Origin of the sequence: Ralstonia sp. UNC404CL21Col, assembly GCF_000620465.1 — a bacterium.
GTDB classification, from domain to species: Bacteria; Pseudomonadota; Gammaproteobacteria; order Burkholderiales; family Burkholderiaceae; genus Ralstonia; species Ralstonia flatus.
The window spans coordinates 1259365-1272972 of sequence record NZ_JIBE01000004.1; the positions used below are offsets into that span (position 1 = coordinate 1259365).

The window sequence follows — 13608 nt, forward strand, 5'->3', positions numbered from 1 at the left end:
TCTCCTGGGGCATCAAGTGCATCAAGCTGCGGGTGGCAGAAAGCGTTGGATGGAAAAGGGCTCGATCGGCGTGGTGGTGCGGCCTTCGGCGATCAGCTCGGCCATGACATCGCCCACGCCGGGGCCGAGTTGGAAGCCGGCGCCGGCAAAGCCGAACGCGTGGAACAGGCCGGGGCGGCGGGCACTGGGGCCAATCACGGGCTGGTCGTCGGGCAGGTTGCCTTCAGTGCCGCTCCAGGTGCGGATGATGTGGGCACCGGTGAGCTGCGGCAGCAGCGCCGCCAGTTGCGGCAGCTGGCGCAGGATCGCCACGTGCGACGAGCGTGCGCGCTGGTCATCCAGCACGTAGCCGCGCCCGCCGCCGAACACCACATTGCCCCGCCGAACCTGGCGGCAGTAAATGCCGCCGCCTTCCACGCCCAGGCTCCAGGGCAGGAAGAATGGCAGCGGCTCGGTCACGCCCATGGTGGGCGGGATGGTGAACATCGGTACGGGCTCGCCCCATTGCGCGGCAAACTGGGCGGCCCACGCCCCGGCGCAGTTGACGAGCGCAGAGGCTTTGACCTCCAGATCGCGATCATGCTGGCGCGCATGGACGACGAAGCGCGCACCATCGTGCTCGACCGATTGCACCGGCGCGTGCTCGCGTACATCGGCGCCGGCAGCCTGCGCGGCGCGAGCGAACGCGGGCGACAGCAGGCGCGGATTGGCTTGTCCGTCTTCCGGGCACAGCGAGCCGCCGACGATCTGTTCGCCGCCCATCGGAAAAACTCTCTGCAGCGCGGCCCGGCCCTCGATGAGCTTCAGCCCAAGGCCAAACCCCTCGCTGCGCGCTGCATAGCTGGCCAGCGATTCCATGTCCGCCACGCTGCGCGCGATCTTGAAGTGCCCGCTGCGTTCGTACTCGGCCTCGGTGCCGATCAGCTCGGTCAGGCGCCCCCAGATCTGGTGCGAACGCTGGGCCAGCGGCAGTTGCTCGATGGAGCGCCCCTGGCGCCGCACGCCGCCAAAATTGACGCCGCTGGAGCGCGAGCCGCACAGGTCGCGTTCGAGCAAGGTGACGGTCAGCCCGCGCCGCCGCAGGAACAGCGCCGTGGCGCTGCCCATGATGCCGCCGCCGATGATGGCCACGTCGCATGCAAGCTGCTCACGCATGGTGGTCCTCCGGTTCGATCACCTCGGTCACATCCAGCGGCAGCGGCTTGATCGGCGCCTGACCGCGCAGTCGCCCCACCTGTGCCAGCGGCACGGACTGCGCGTGGGCCAGGATTTCTGCTGCCGACGCGCCGCACATCCGGCCCTGGCAGCGGCCCATGCCGACCCGGCACAGCGCCTTCAGGCGGTTCAGTTCATGCACGCCGCATTCCGCGGCCGTCTGGCGCAGGGTGCCCGCGGTGACGTTTTCGCAGCGGCACACCACCAGGTCGTCGCTGGCGTGCGCGGCCCAGTCATCGGGAAATGGGAAGGCGATTTCCAGCGCGTGGCGGAACCGCTCGATCTTCTGCAGGCGCTGGCGCAGCGCGTCCAGACGATCGGCATCGACGGTGATTTGCCGATCCTGCAACAGGGCGAGCGCGGCCAATTCACCGGAGTACTCGGCTGCGTCGGCACCCATGATGCCCGCGCCGTCGCCCGCCAGATACACGCCCGCGACGGAGCTGCGCCGCATCGCATCGATGCGCGGCACATGGCAGCGGTGGAGCGCAGAAAACTCGAACGCGCAGCCCAGCAGATCGGCGAGCTGCGTTTCGGGCCGCAGCGCGTAGCCCATGCCCACCGCGGAGCACGCCGTGCGCTGCTCGCGGCCGGCGCTGTCGTGCCACACGAGCTGTTCGACCGCCGCATCGCCCTCGGCGCGCAGCAGTCGCACGCCATGATGCATGGGAATGCCGTGCAGCTTGAGCCAGGCGACCAGCGCCAACCCCTTGGCCATGACGGCGGGCTGCCCCAGCATGGCCGGTGCCGCCTTGTAGCGCGCGGAGGCCGGTGCGGTGTCGAGCACCGCCACGACATTCGCGCCGGCCTTCGCGTACTGGCAGGCCACCAGATACAGCAGCGGGCCGGTGCCGGCAAACACCACGGCATCGCCAATTGCACAGCCCTGGTATTTGAGCGCGACTTGCGCACCGCCCAGCGTATAGACGCCGGGCAGCGTCCAACCTGGGATGGGCAGCACGCGGTCGGTGGCGCCGGTCGCGACGATCACATCCCGCCAGGGCAGGCTGCTGACCGCGCGCGTTGGCACGTGCAGCAGGTCGAGCAGATCGGGCTGCGCATTCCATACCAGGGTCTGCGGGTGGTAATCGATCTGCGGTTGGAGGCGGTCGAAGGTGGCGTGTATTGCCTGCGCACGTTCGGCTTCGGTGCCGTACAGATCGGCGGCGCTCCGGGCGAAGCCGTCCGGCTGGCGGCGATAGATCTGGCCGCCCGAGCGCGGCGCTTCATCCAGCACGATGGGTTTGAGGCCGTGCGCCAGCAGCGTCTGCGCCGCACGCACACCTGCCGGCCCGGCACCGATGATGACGGGCTGCAGATCCGCTTGCGACTGCCGCTGCAGCGTGGGGGCGGGTTGCGTCATCACGCGGCCCCCTCGTTGCCGGCCGGCTGCGTGCAGATGTGCATGCCGGGTTCGATCATGGTCTGGCAGGCGCGCAGCGATTTGCCGTCGGCCAGCCGCACCCAGCAGTCCTGGCATGCGCCCATCAGGCAGAAGCCGGCGCGCGGCTGCTGGCTGAATTCATTGATGCGCAACTGGCGTGTGTGCGTGAGCACGGCTGTCAGGACGGTGTCCCCGGCGAGGGCTTCAGCGGGCTGGCCGTCCAGCACGAAGGCCACCGTGGGGCGGTTGCGCTCTTTGAGGCGCTGGAGCTGCGCGCGGGCAGAGCGGTTTGCAGGAGCATTCATCGTGATCTCTGTCTCAATGCTTGCCGATCAGGATCCGGTCCAGGCCGTAGACCTTGTCCAGCAGCAGCATCAACGCGAGCGTGAGGAAGACGATCAGCGCCGAGACGGCGGCCATCATCGGGTCGAGCGATTCCGTGGCGTACATGTACATGCGCACCGGCAGCGTGACGGTGGCCGGCGACACCACGAAGATCGACATCGTCAGTTCATCAAAGCTGTTGATGAAGGCCAGCAGCCAGCCGCCCGTGATGCCCGGCAGGATCATCGGCAGCGTCATGCGGCGGAACACCGTCAAGCTGCTCGCGCCCAGCGAATAGGCGGCGTGCTCGACCGAGTGGTCAAAGCCCACCAGCGCCGCCATCACCAGCCGCATCGTGTACGGCGTGACGATCAGCGCGTGCGCGAAGATCAGCCAGCCGAAGCTGCCTTGCCCGCCCACCAGCGAGAACATGCGCAGCAGCGCCACGCCCAGCACAAGGTGCGGAATGATCAGCGGCGACAGAAACACGCCTTGCAGATACTGCAGCCCCGGCGCGCGGTAGCGGACGATGGCCATGGCTGCCGGCACCGCCAGTGCGGTCGACAGCGTGGCTGCCGCCAGGCCCAGCCAGAGGCTGTTCCAGAACGACTGCACGAAGTCGGGGTGATGCAGCACCTGGTCGAACCAGCGCAGCGAGAAATGACTGGTGGGCAGCGTGAGCGTTTCTTCGGGCGTGAAGGCGACGATGCACACGATCACCAGCGGGGCCAGCATGAAGGTGATGACGAGTGCGTTGAAGATGAGCGCGAGCGGTCCGTTCTTTTGCATGTGCGCTCCTTCAGCCCAACGTCTTCTTGTAGCGGCCTTCGATCATGCGGTTCCAGCCCAGCATGATGACGAGGTTGGCCGCCAGCAGGATCAGCGCGATGGCTGCGCCCAGCGGCCAGTTCAGTTCGTTCAGGTATTCGTCGTAGATGAGCGTGGCGACCATCTTCACGCGGCGCCCGCCCAGCAGGCCCGGAATGGCGAACGAGCTTGCCGCCAGGCCGAAGACGATGAGGCTGCCCGACAGAATGCCTGGCATGACCTGCGGCAGCACCACGCGGCGCAACGTCGTGAAGTGCGATGCGGACAACGACAGCGCGGCGTTTTCCACCCACGGGTCGAGCTTTTGCAGTGACGTCCACACCGGAATCACCATGAACGGCAGCATGACGTGCACCAGCGCAATCACCACGGCCGTCTCGTTGTACAGCAGCTTGACCGGGCCGATGCCGACCGCCTTGAACGCCGCATTGATCAGGCCTTCGGGCCCGAGCAGCATGCTCCAGCCGAATGCGCGCACCACGACCGAGATCAGCAGCGGCGCCAGGATGATGAGCAGGAAAATCGAGCGCCAGGGCTTGCGCATCCGGCTCAGGATGTAGGCCTCGGGCGCGCCGATCACGATGCAGATCAGCGTCACGAGCGCCGAGACGCGCAGCGTGCGCCAGAAGATTTCGTAGTAGTACGGGTCTTGCACCACGTGCAGGTAGTGCGCAAACGTGAAGGTGCCCGCAATCGGGCCCTTGTCGGCGTCGAACGCGTTGAACGACAGCATCACGCTCAGCGCGAGCGGCACGAACAGCATCACGCCGAAGAGCGCCAGCGCCGGGCCGGTCATGCTCCACGGCACCCAGATCGGTCTGCGGCTCATGCTGCGGTCCCCTCGGTGCCGATCACGCGCACATAGCGGTCTTCCCAATCCACGCCGACGGTCTGGCCCACTTCGCGCGGGGCGTCGCCATCGTTCACGGCGGAGACCAGCATCGCGCCAAGCGGCGTGTCGACGGTGTACATCCACTGATTGCCGAGGAAGAAGCGTTCGGTCACGCGGCCTTCGCAGCGGCCGGTGCCGTCGGCGTTGCACGTCATTTTTTCGGGGCGCAGCGCCAGCACGACCTTGTTGCCCAGGGGCGTGCCAGGCGGCAGTGCCAGTTGCACGGCCCCGACCGTTGCGCGGCGTTCGCCATCGGCACCGGACACCACTGCCGCATGCAGCAGGTTGGCCTTGCCGACAAACGTTGAGATGAACGCGTTGCGCGGGTGCTCGTACACCGCCAGCGGCGTATCCACCTGCGTGATGCGGCCAGCTTCCATCACGACCACGCGGTCGCTGATCGACATGGCTTCGGCCTGGTCGTGCGTGACCATGATGGTGGTCGTGCCGACCTTGCGCTGGATTTCACGCAGCTCGAACTGCATCTCTTCGCGCAGCTTGGCGTCCAGGTTCGACAGCGGCTCGTCCAGCAGCAGCACCGGCGGTTTGATGACCAGCGCGCGTGCCAGGGCCACGCGCTGGCGCTGGCCGCCCGACAGCTCACGCGGGTAGCGGTCGATATGTTTGTCCAGATGCACGAGCGCCAGCGTCTGCAGGGCGCGCTCGCGGCGTTCCGCTGCCGGGCACTTGCGCATCTCCAGCCCGAACTCCACGTTCTCGCGCACCGTCATGTGTGGAAACAGCGCGTAAGTCTGGAACACGATCCCCAGGCCGCGCGCGTTGGCCTTTGCGCGGGTGATGTCCTTGCCGTCCAGCTCGATCGAGCCCTCGGTCACCTCTGCAAAGCCCGCAATCATCTGCAGCGTTGTCGTCTTGCCGCAGCCGGACGGGCCCAGCAGCGAGACGAATTCGCCCTTGTGCACGTTCAGGTTGAAGTCCTGGACGACCCGGAGGTCGCCGTACTGCTTGGAGACATGGTTCAGGCGCAGAAAACTCATCGGTGATCCTTTGCGACTGGGGGCGTCGCCAGACTCTTCCAATTGAACAATATGAATATGCTATTGCAACAGGCATGCCAAAACATCGATTTCGCCTAGGTGTATACGCTGTAGTTGGAATTTTTCTCATATTTATTCCGTTCATCGGAATACAATCGATCAACCAAATTCAGTCCATTCCAGCTTTATGTCCGTAGATTCCGACGACGACGCGCATCAGCGCAGCGCCATGCACCGCACCTTCCAGATCCTGCGCACCATGGCGGAGCAGCAGCACCAAGGTGTGCGCGTCACCTACCTGGCCAAGACGCTGGGAATGACGCCTGCCACCACACACCGCCTGCTGCAGGGGCTGACGCAGGAGGGCATGGTCGAGCAGGATCAGCAGAACAAGCTGTACCGGCTGAGCCTGGATCTTTTCTGTCTGGCGGCCCAGGCGGGAGCGGTGAACGACTTGCGCTCCGTCGCCCGGCCGGCCCTGCTGCGGTTGAATGCCAGCCTGGGCGACACGGTGCTGCTGCTGGTGCGCTCGGGCTTCGATGCGGTGTGCCTGGATCGCGTGGAAGGGCAGTACCCCATTCGCACCTTCACCGGCGATGTGGGCGGCCGGATCGAACTCGGCGTCGGCCAGGGCGCGCTGGTGATCCTTGCGCACCTGCCCGACGCCGAGCAGGAGGAAGTGCTGCGCTACAACCTGCCGCGCATCCGGCACTACAGCGTCTACGACGAGGTCTATCTGCGCTCCGAGGTCAGGAAGGCACGCCAGCGCGGCTACAGCGCCAAGACGGACGGGCTGCTCGAAGGCATGGCCGGTATTGCCGTGCCCGTGTTCGATCGCAACGGCAACGTCGTCGCCGCGCTTTCCGTGGGTACGCTCGCCAACCGCCTGAGCGCCGATCGCCTGCCCATCGTCTACGACATGCTGCTGCGCGAGGCCAATCGCCTGACCACGCAGATCAATCCGTTCGATCCGACGCTGCGCCGCCCGATGCAGTCGATGGCCGTGAGCGATACCTATCGCGCCATCTGACCCGGCCGCCGTTCGAGCACGCGGCCCGGGTTCAGCAGGCATTGCGGGTCGAGTGCCTGCTTGATCGTCTGCATCAACTGCAGGGCCACCGGCGCCTTGTAGTGCGGAAGGTGGTCGCGCTTGAGCGCGCCGATGCCGTGCTCGGCCGAGATCGAACCGCCAAAGCGGTGGACGGACTGGTACACCGCATCGCCAATCGCAGCCTCATGCGCGGCAACGAACGCCGCAGCGTCCGCCCCGGCCGGCGGCTGTACGTTGTAGTGCAGGTTGCCGTCGCCCAGGTGCCCGAAGTTGATGAGCCGCAGCCCCGGCGCGAGCGCCTGCAGTTGCGCATCGGTCTGCGCCACGAACTCGGGGATGCGCGAGATCGGCACCGAGACATCGTGCTTGATGTTGGGCCCTTCGGCTGCCTGGGCCAGGGTGATGCTCTCGCGGATGTGCCACAGGTCGTGCGCCTGCCGGATGTTTTCGGCAATGATCGCGTCCGTCACGATGCCGTCTTCCATCGCGGTTTCCAGCAGGTGTTCGAACTGTGCGCGGGCATGCGCCTCCGATTCACTGTCGGACGCTTCCAGCAGCACGCACCACATCGTTTCGCGCCACATCGGCACGCGCAGTTGCGGATAGTGCGTGTCGACCAGCCTGAGCCCTTCCTGGCTCATCACCTCAAAACCCGTGAGCGCCGCAGACAGATGCCGGTGCGACAACGCCAGCAATGCCGTGGCGGCTTGCAGTGACGGCACCGCGGCCCACGCCGTCAATTGCGCGGCCGGTTGCGGATACAGCCGCAGCGTGGCCGCCGTGATGATGCCCAGCGTGCCCTCGCTGCCGATGAACAGATTGCGCAGGTCATAGCCGGTGTTGTCCTTGCGCAGGCCTTGCAGGTTTTCCCAGACCTGGCCGTCGGCCAGCACGACTTCCAGCCCCAGGCACAGCTCGCGCGCATTGCCATAGCGCAGCACCTGCGTGCCGCCCGCATTGGTCGCCAGGTTGCCGCCGATGGTGCAACTGCCTTCCGCACCCAGGCTCAGCGGGAACAGCATGCCGGCTTCGCTTGCCACGCCCTGCAGCGACTGGAGTACGCAACCGGCGTCCACCGTCATCGTCATGTTGGCGGCGTCGATGGCGCGCACGGTCTGCATGCGGCGCAGGCTCAGGATGATTTGCTCGCCGCTGGCATCGGGCACCGAGCCTTCCACCAGCCCTGTATTGCCACCTTGCGGCACGATGGACACACCGGCTTGTGCGCACGCGCGCACGACCGCAGCCACATCGGCCGTGCAGCCGGGCCGCACCACGCACAGCGCCTTGCCGCGCACGCGCTGGCGCCAATCGGATTCGTATTCGGCGCAGTCGTCGCCGGTCAGAACATTGGCGGCCCCCACGATGTCGCGCAAGGCCGGAATCAGGTTGTCGGGTGTCATGGCAATGCGATGAAGGGGGTCTCTGTCTGAGGAGGCGTCAACGCATGGCGAGCGCCACGGCGGCCGCCAGCCGCTGCACGGCCTGTTCGATCTGCGGCACCTCGGGCGCGGCAAACGACAGGCGCATGGTGTTGAGCTGCGCGTTGTCCGGGTAGAACGCCTTGCCGGGCACATACAGCACCTGCTGCGACACGGCGGCGTCGAAGAGCGCCTGCGGGTCGATCGACTGGGCGATCGTGGCCCAGACAAACATGCCGCCCGCCGGCGCGGCGCACTGCATACGGCCATCCAGCTGCGTGGCGATGCCTTGCACCAGCGCCTGCATGCGCCGCTGATATTCGACGCGTGCGCGCTGCACCGTGGCCGGATAGCGGCCACTTTCCAGATAGCGCGCCGCCACCATCTGCGCCAGCGGAGACGTGCACAGATCCACTGTCTGCTTGGCGATGGCGCAGCGGCGCAGCAGGCTGGCATCGGCCAGCATCCATCCGATCCGCAGCGCAGGCGCGACGGTCTTGGAAAGGCTGGAGAGATACACCACCGGGTTCGTGCCGTCGACGGCCAGCCGATCGCCCACGGTGCTCAGGGTTGGAGGCATGGCTGCGGCGCTGCCCTGTGGCGCATCAAAGCGCAGCTCGCCGTAGGGATCGTCTTCCACCACCCAGAAGCCGTGCGCGCAGGCCAGCTGCACCAGGGCTTCGCGCCGCCGGGCGGCGAGCAGCGTGCCGCGCGGGTTGGAAAAATTCGGGACGGTGTAGAGCAGCTTGGGGCGCTGCGTGGCAGGCAGTTGATGCAGCAGGTCGGCCAGTGCATCAGTCTGCAGGCCGTGCTCGTCCATCGGCACGGGCACGATGTGGGCCTGCGCCAAGCGCAAGGCTTGCAGCGTGGCAGGGTAGGCCGGCACTTCCACCAGCACCGTATCCCCCGGTTCGATCAACGCCCGCACCAGCAGGTCGAAGGCTTGCTGCGAGCCGGTGGTGACCATCACCTGTTCGGCGCTGGCCTGGATGCCGCGTGCTTCCATCAATGCGGCGAGGGCTGTGCGGAGGACGGGCAGCCCTTCAGTCGCACCGTACTGCAAGGCCTGCGCATCGCCCGTCATGGCTTGCGCGGCGGCGTGCGCCAGGCCTTCAGCGTCGAACAGGCTGGGCGACGGGTAACCGCCCGCCAGCGAGATCATCCCCGGCTGGCTGAGGTACGGAAACAGTTCACGGATGGGCGAGCCGGCGGGGTTTGCAAAAGGGGCGGCAAAGCCGGGCATGGCCGCAGGCGTGTGCGGGCCGGTCATGCGGCGTCCACCACGGGCGTGCCGCGCAGCACGGCGCGCACCTGATCGATGGAGCGCTGCTGCGCGGCTTCGTACAGCGCGATTTCGTCATGCACGCGTGCGCCCAGCGCGGCCTCGAAGGCCTGCTGCGCGGCGTGGGCCTGATACTGCTTCTGCTCTTCGCCGCCCAGGTTGGACTGGAAGATGCCGGCCGCGCTGACCGGCAGGAAATCTTCATACGTGATGGGGTCGGCTTGTACCCAGCCCTTGGCCAGGAGTTCATCCAACGACAAATCGGCTGCCGTGGCTGCGTCGGCCTCTGCCTGGCCCGACGGCGTAAGCGTGTAGCGATAGAACGCCAGCCCTTGGGCGCGCAGCGCGTCATGGCTGTCGGGAAAGGCGCGGAACGCCTGTGCCAATCGACTTCCGTAGTTGGGTGCGGCACTGCCGGCATTGCCCATGGTGCGCACCTCGGCCAGCAGTTGGTCATACAGCGCGCGACCCTTGCGCGTGAGGGCCACGCCGCGCTGCTCGATTTCGCCAAAGCGCGCCGTGTGGGCGCCTGCATCGTCAGTAAAGCGCACCGCTTCCTGCAGCGCCTTGAAGCTGGTCTGGCGCAGCAGGATGGGGCAGTCGCGGCGCGGCGGGCCTTCCACCACATCCTTGGCATCCATGCCGCGTGCGGGCATGGCCGCCTGAGCGGCGTCGATGTCGAGCGTGCGCGGTGTCAGGTGGTTGATGTGCGGGCCGCGGAAGCACACGACGTCGGCCACAAGGCGGTGAGCGGCTTGCAGCGCGCGATACGTCTCGGCGTCGACTGTGGCGGTGCTGTGCCAGCGGAAGGTCTCCAGCGCCTCGCGTACGAACGCGTCGGCATCCGCATCGGCCAGACCGCCGTCGGCTTCGCATTGGGCGATCAATTCGAGCACGCGCGGGGTAAAGATCTGCCGGCGCGCCAGGATGGCAGCGGCCTTGTCGCGTAGGGCAGCGTCGGCAATCAACTCAAGCCGCAGCAGCGAGGTGAACACGCGAAACGGGTTGGCCAGCAACGCGGCGTCGGTCACTGGGCGGAACGCCGTCGAATGCACGGGCACGCCGGCCACCGACAGATCGTAGTAACCCACCGGTTCCATCCCCATGACGGCAAACAGCCGGCGCAGCGTGGCCAGCTCGGCGGCCGTGCCGACGCGGATGGCGCCGTGGCGCTCGATATCCAGCCGCTCCAGTTCGCCCGACTGCGCCATCTGCGCGCGCAGCGCGGGCTGGGCGTCCAGCGTGCGCGCGTTGATGTCTGCCACCAACTCGACCAGCGTGCCGTATTGCGGCACCTCCTCCCGGTACATGGCCGACATGGCGCGCGAAAAGCGCGAGCGGATTTCATTTGCGTGGATGAAGTTCGACGCGGGAAGTTGATGCGCAGCGCTCATGACTGAGTTGGATTGGGCAGTGGTGAAGCGATGCTAGGTTGGCCAATGAGCGGCGGTCAAACGATAATCCGGCCTGAGGTCATTCCAAATTAGAATGATCAGGCGACTTTCGCACCGCACAACTTCTGCGCTTCCATGTTCCTGTCTCGCCGCTTTCTGCCGCCGATGTCCCTGCTATGCGCGTTCGAGGCCGCCGCGCGCCACCAAAGCTTCACGGCGGCCGCCGCCGAGCTGCATCTCACGCAAAGCGCCGTCAGCCGCCAGATCCGCGCGCTGGAAGAGCGCCTGGGCGCCGAACTCTTCGTGCGCGAACGCCAGACCGTGCGGCTGAGCGCGGCGGGCCAGGCGTATGCAGAGGAAATCCGCGGCGCGTTGATGCGCATCTCCAGTGCCACGGTGGGGTTTCGTACCAATCCGCAGGGCGGCAGCTTGAATCTGGCCATCCTGCCGACCTTCGGCACCCGTTGGCTGGCGCCGCGCCTGCCGGCGTTTTTTGACGAGCACCCCGGCATCACCATCAATCTGACGACGCGGCTGTCGCAGTTCGACTTTCAACTGGAGGCGGTGGACGCGGCCATCCATTTCGGTACGCCGCACTGGCCAGGGGCGGAGCTGGCGTTGCTGATGAGCGAAACCGTCGTGCCCGCCTGCAGCCCGGCGCTGCTGGCCCGTTACGACTTTGCGCAGCCGCGCGATCTGCTGCATGCGCCGCTGTTGCATCTGGCCTCCCGCCCCGATGCCTGGCCGCGTTGGCTGGCGAGCCATCAGGTGGCAGGTGCAGAACCCCAAGGCATGCTGTTCGACCAATTTGCCACCGCCGCGCAAGCTGCAGTGGCGGGGCTCGGCGTGGCGTTGCTGCCGCGTTTTCTGATCACCCACGAACTGCAGCAAGGCGATTTGGTGCGTGCATTGCCGCATGTGCCCGAGATGGAAAGCGCCGAGCGCTACTACCTCGCCTGGCCGACGAGCCGTGCCGACTACCCGCCGCTCCAGGCGCTGCGGACATGGCTTGTGAAAGCGGCACAGGACTTCATGCCGACGCAGGGCGCGGAGTGAGGTGTGGCGTTTTCGCGAAGGGGGGAAACGCTAACGTTCGGCGCCAAACCAACGGTGGCCACGCAATGCATGACGGGTCCACCCGGGTTCTGTAAAGTTCGCACATCGAATCGGCCGGGTCGCGGTAGCAGTGCTCAAACCCGGTCAATACAACACGAAGCTGACGTTGTTTTCTCGCCTATGTCCATCCAACACGCGCTGCTGACATCCCTGCTGGAAAAGCCCTCGTCGGGCTACGAGCTTGCACGACGCTTTGACAAGTCGATGGGTTATTTCTGGAGCGCCACGCATCAGCAGATCTACCGCGAACTCGGCCGCATGGCCGAAGCCGGCTGGGTGAGCGTGGAGGAAGAGGAAGATGGCCGCAAGAAGACCTACACCGTTCTGCCGCCGGGCCGGGACGAACTCGCGCGCTGGGTGCTGGAGCCCACCGTGTCGTCGGACAACCGCGAAGAAGTGCTGGTGAAGCTGCGCGCCGACGCCGTGATCGGCCCGCTCGGTTTTGCTGACGAGATGCAGCGCCTGATCGAGCAGCACCGCACGCGGCTGAACACCTTCCGCGAAATCGAGCAGCGCGATTTTGCGCGGCCCGATCTCACGCGTGCGCAGCAGTTGCAGCACGCGGTGCTTCAGCGCGGCATCGTTTACGAAGAAGGCTGGCTCGCGTGGGCAGACGATGTGCTGCCGTTGCTGGAGCCAGCCTCAGTGACTGCTTAAGAGTTAAGCCGTTGCCGTGCTGCCGGCCGGGGCGCGCAGCGCTTCGATGTTGTTCAGGCGACGGCGCGCCACTTCAAACTCCTCGGCAAAGCGCTTGACGAGTTCCGCTGCCGGCACCACGCGCTTGACCGCGCCCACGCCCTGACCGGCGCCCCAGATGTCCTTCCATGCCTTGGCCTTCGCGCCGCCGCCCGAGCCGAAATTCATCTTGCTCGGGTCCGATTCCGGCAGCGCGTTCGGATCCAGCCCAGCGCTCTCGATGCTCTTGCGCAGGTAGTTGCCGTGCACGCCCGTGAAGAGGTTCGTGTAGACGATGTCGGTGGCGTTGGATTCGACGATGGCCTGCTTGTAGCCTTCCACCGCGTTGGCTTCTTCCGTGGCGATGAAGGCCGAGCCGACATAGGCCAGGTCTGCGCCGGCCGCCAGCGCCGCCAGGATGGCGTTGCCGTTGGCGATGGCGCCCGACAGCAGCAGCGGGCCATCGAACCACTCACGAATTTCATGGATCAGCGCAAACGGCGACGTCGTGCCAGCATGGCCGCCCGCGCCCGCCGCCACGGCGATCAGGCCGTCCGCACCCTTGTCGATCGCCTTCTTCGCGAACGTGTTGTTGATCACGTCGTGCAGCACGATGCCGCCGTAGCTGTGCACCGCGCGGTTCACGTCTTCGCGCGCGCCCAGCGAGGTGATGACGATGGGCACCTTGTACTTCACGCACAGCTCCAGGTCGTGCTCCAGGCGGTCATTCGACTTATGCACGATCTGGTTGACGGCAAACGGTGCCGACGGCTTGTCCGGGTGCTGCGCGTCGTATTCGGCCAGCTCCGTCGTGATGCGCTGCAGCCAGGTTTCCAGCAGTTCGGCCGGACGCGCGTTGAGCGCCGGGAACGAACCGACCACGCCCGCCTTGCACTGTGCAATCACGAGGTCTGGGTTGGAAATGATGAACAGCGGCGAGCCCACCACGGGCACGGACAGGCGGTTTTGCAGGATCGGCGGCAGCGACATGGCAGTCTCCGTTGGAATCGTTATGGAATGAGGTGACG

The 13608-nt window shown here is 66.4% G+C and carries 13 protein-coding genes; 3 read left to right on the forward strand and 10 right to left on the reverse strand.

The window, feature by feature from the left end:
• Positions 1-21: 21 nt before the first annotated feature.
• From N511_RS0113665 to N511_RS0113690, 6 genes are read right to left on the reverse strand one after another with little or no spacing between them, the layout of a single operon-like run.
• Complete coding sequence (locus tag N511_RS0113665) at positions 22-1155, reverse strand: NAD(P)/FAD-dependent oxidoreductase (RefSeq protein WP_027679825.1); 1134 nt, start codon at positions 1153-1155, stop codon at positions 22-24.
• Positions 1148-2578 (reverse strand): FAD/NAD(P)-dependent oxidoreductase, encoded by a 1431-nt coding sequence (locus N511_RS0113670; RefSeq protein ID WP_027679826.1) that lies wholly within the window; start codon positions 2576-2578, stop codon positions 1148-1150. The genes N511_RS0113665 and N511_RS0113670 overlap by 8 nt, the downstream gene beginning before the upstream one ends.
• The gene (locus N511_RS0113675; protein ID WP_027679827.1) at positions 2578-2904 is read right to left on the reverse strand and encodes a (2Fe-2S)-binding protein; all 327 of its coding nucleotides are present in this window, start codon (positions 2902-2904) and stop codon (positions 2578-2580) included. The genes N511_RS0113670 and N511_RS0113675 overlap by 1 nt, the downstream gene beginning before the upstream one ends.
• A gap of 13 nt (positions 2905-2917) precedes the next feature.
• Positions 2918-3712, reverse strand: a complete 795-nt coding sequence (locus tag N511_RS0113680; protein WP_027679828.1) for an ABC transporter permease — start codon at positions 3710-3712, stop codon at positions 2918-2920.
• A gap of 10 nt (positions 3713-3722) precedes the next feature.
• The gene (locus N511_RS0113685; protein ID WP_027679829.1) at positions 3723-4580 is read right to left on the reverse strand and encodes an ABC transporter permease; all 858 of its coding nucleotides are present in this window, start codon (positions 4578-4580) and stop codon (positions 3723-3725) included.
• Positions 4577-5641 (reverse strand): ABC transporter ATP-binding protein, encoded by a 1065-nt coding sequence (locus N511_RS0113690; RefSeq protein ID WP_027679830.1) that lies wholly within the window; start codon positions 5639-5641, stop codon positions 4577-4579. The genes N511_RS0113685 and N511_RS0113690 overlap by 4 nt, the downstream gene beginning before the upstream one ends.
• Positions 5642-5828: 187 nt before the next feature.
• Here N511_RS0113690 and N511_RS0113695 point away from each other — a divergent pair, with 187 nt between their 5' ends.
• The gene (locus tag N511_RS0113695) at positions 5829-6671 is read left to right on the forward strand and encodes an IclR family transcriptional regulator (RefSeq protein ID WP_027679831.1); all 843 of its coding nucleotides are present in this window, start codon (positions 5829-5831) and stop codon (positions 6669-6671) included.
• Here N511_RS0113695 and N511_RS0113700 read toward each other — a convergent pair.
• The 3 genes from N511_RS0113700 to hglS are packed head-to-tail and all read right to left on the reverse strand — an operon-like array spanning position 6656 to position 10789.
• Positions 6656-8095, reverse strand: coding sequence for an FAD-binding oxidoreductase (locus tag N511_RS0113700; RefSeq protein WP_027679832.1), 1440 nt, complete (start codon positions 8093-8095; stop codon positions 6656-6658). The genes N511_RS0113695 and N511_RS0113700 overlap by 16 nt on opposite strands.
• A 37-nt stretch (positions 8096-8132) precedes the next feature.
• Positions 8133-9383, reverse strand: a complete 1251-nt coding sequence (locus N511_RS0113705) for an aminotransferase-like domain-containing protein (protein ID WP_027679833.1) — start codon at positions 9381-9383, stop codon at positions 8133-8135.
• Entirely contained in the window at positions 9380-10789 is a 1410-nt protein-coding gene (hglS, locus tag N511_RS0113710; protein ID WP_027679834.1) for a 2-oxoadipate dioxygenase/decarboxylase HglS, read from the reverse strand. Before hglS ends, N511_RS0113705 begins: the two co-directional genes overlap by 4 nt.
• Positions 10790-10924: 135 nt before the next feature.
• Here hglS and N511_RS0113715 point away from each other — a divergent pair, with 135 nt between their 5' ends.
• Positions 10925-11845 (forward strand): LysR substrate-binding domain-containing protein, encoded by a 921-nt coding sequence (locus N511_RS0113715; RefSeq protein ID WP_027679835.1) that lies wholly within the window; start codon positions 10925-10927, stop codon positions 11843-11845.
• 180 nt (positions 11846-12025) lie between these two features.
• Positions 12026-12562 (forward strand): PadR family transcriptional regulator, encoded by a 537-nt coding sequence (locus N511_RS0113720; RefSeq protein ID WP_027679836.1) that lies wholly within the window; start codon positions 12026-12028, stop codon positions 12560-12562.
• A gap of 3 nt (positions 12563-12565) precedes the next feature.
• On the opposite strand, the gene N511_RS0113725 is transcribed toward N511_RS0113720, so the two are convergent.
• Positions 12566-13570 carry an NAD(P)H-dependent flavin oxidoreductase gene (locus N511_RS0113725; protein WP_027679837.1) on the reverse strand — a complete coding sequence of 335 codons (1005 nt, stop codon included), beginning with the start codon at positions 13568-13570 and terminating at the stop codon, positions 12566-12568.
• Positions 13571-13608: the final 38 nt, after the last annotated feature.